General features: G+C 61.3%; 1 protein-coding gene. It reads right to left on the bottom strand.

Annotated elements, in window-relative coordinates:
• Positions 1-2238 (bottom strand): beta strand repeat-containing protein (locus UB23_RS11860; protein ID WP_045059506.1); only part of this gene is annotated, 2238 nt, incomplete at both ends.

Genomic DNA, 2238 nt, shown 5'->3' with positions numbered 1-2238 from the left:
TGCTACCGGAACCGTCGGTGACGGTGTAGCTGACCACTGGCACGCTGCCGTTGTAGTTGGCAGCCGGAGTAAAGGTGTACGCCCCGTTCGTCCCAATCACCAAGGTGCCGACATTGGCGATAGTCGCCGTACTGCCGGCGGTGTAGGTGTTCGCACCGATGGTGAAGTTGACCACGGTCACGTCGCCGTCGACGCTCGAGGTGCCAGTCAGCACGCTGCCGGTAACGGCAGTGTCTTCCAGGGTGGAGACCGTTTCGCTGGCATCGGTGAAGTTGTCATCAACCGGAGTGACGCTGATGTTCAGGGTCGAAGTGACATTGCTACCGGAACCGTCAGTGAGGGTGTAGCTGACCTCAGGCACTGTGCCGTTGTAGTTGGCAGCTGGGGTGAAGGTGTACGCCCCGTTCGCCCCGATCACCAGGGTGCCGACATTGGCGATGGTCGCGGTGCTACCAGCGGTGTAAGTGCTCGTGCCGATGGTGAAGTTGACCACGGTCACGTCGCCGTCGACGCTCGAGGTGCCAGTCAGCACGCTGCCGGTAACGGCAGTGTCTTCAAGGGTGGACACGGTTTCGCTGGCATCGGTGAAGTTGTCATCAACCGGGGTGACGCTGATGTTCAGAGTCGAAGTGACATTGCTACCGGAACCGTCGGTGACGGTGTAGCTGACCACTGGAACGGTGCCGTTGTAGTTGGCGGCCGGAGTAAAGGTGTAGGCGCCATTGGCCGCAATGACCAAGGTGCCGACATTGGCGATGGTCGCGGTGCTACCAGCGGTGTAAGTGCTAGTGCCGATAGTGAAGTTGACCACAGTCACATCGCCGTCGACGCTCGAGGTGCCAGTGAGGACGCTGCCGGTAACGGCGGTGTCTTCCAGGGTGGAGACGGTTTCGCTGGCATCGGTGAAGCTGTCATCAACCGGAGTGACGCTGATATTCAGGGTCGAGGTGACATTGCTACCGGAACCGTCGGTGACGGTGTAGCTGACCACTGGCACGCTGCCGTTGTAGTTGGTGGCCGGAGTAAAGGGGTACGCCCCGTTCGTCCCGATCACCAGGGGGCCGACGTTGGCGATAGTCGCGGTGCTGCCGGCGGTGTAGGTGGCGGCGCCGATGGTGAAGTTGACCACGGTCACGTCGCCGTCGACGCTCGAGGTACCCGTGAGGACGCTGCCGGTGACGGCAGTGTCGTCCAGGGCGGAGACCGTTGCGCTGGCGTCGGTGAAGCTGGCATCGACCGGGGTGACGCTGATGTTCAGGGTCGAAGTGACATTGCTACCGGAACCGTCGGTGACGGTGTAGCTGACCACTGGCACGCTGCCGTTGTAGTTGGCAGTCGGAGTAAAGGTGTACGCCCCGTTCGTCGCAATGACCAGGGTGCCGACATTGGCGATAGTCGCGGTGCTACCAGCGGTGTAAGTGCTCGTGCCGATGGTGAAGTTGACCACGGTCACGTCGCCGTCGACGCTCGAGGTACCAGTGAGGACGCTGCCGGTCACGGCAGTGTCTTCAAGGGTGGACACGGTTTCGCTGGCATCGGTGAAGTTGTCATCGACCGGGGTGACGCTAATGTTCAAGGTCGAGGTGACGTCAGAGCCAGAACCGTCAGTGACGGTGTAGCTGACCACTGGAACGGTGCCGTTGTAGTTGGCAGCGGGAGTAAAGGTGTACGCCCCGTTGGCCCCGATCACCAGGGTGCCGACGTTGGCGATGGTCGCGGTGCTACCAGCGGTGTAAGTGCTAGTGCCGATGGTGAAGTTGACCACCGTCACGTCGCCGTCGACGCTCGAGGTACCCGTGAGGACGCTGCCGGTCACGGCAGTGTCTTCCAGGGTGGAGACCGTTTCGCTGGCATCGGTGAAGCTGTCATCGACCGGGGTGACGCTGATATTCAGGGTCGAAGTGACATTGCTACCGGAACCGTCGGTGACGGTGTAGCTGACCACTGGCACGGTGCCGTTGTAATTGGCTGCCGGAGTAAAGGTGTACGCCCCGTTCGCTCCAATCACAAGAGTACCGACATTGGCGATGGTTGCGGTGCTACCAGCGGTGTAGGTGTTCGTGCCGATGGTGAAGTTGACCACGGTCACGTCGCCGTCGACGCTTGAGGTAGCCGTGAGGACGCTGCCGGTAACGGAAGTGTCTGCCAGGGGGGAGAGGGTGACGCGGGCAACGGTGAAGTTGTCATCGACCGGGGTGACGCTGATGTTCAGGGTCGAAGTGACATTGCTACCGGAAC

Origin of the sequence: Pseudomonas sp. ES3-33 (genome assembly GCF_000952175.1) — a bacterium.
In the GTDB taxonomy this organism is placed as follows: domain Bacteria; phylum Pseudomonadota; class Gammaproteobacteria; order Pseudomonadales; family Pseudomonadaceae; genus Aquipseudomonas; species Aquipseudomonas gregormendelii.
This window is presented reverse-complemented; position numbering and strand designations above follow the sequence as displayed.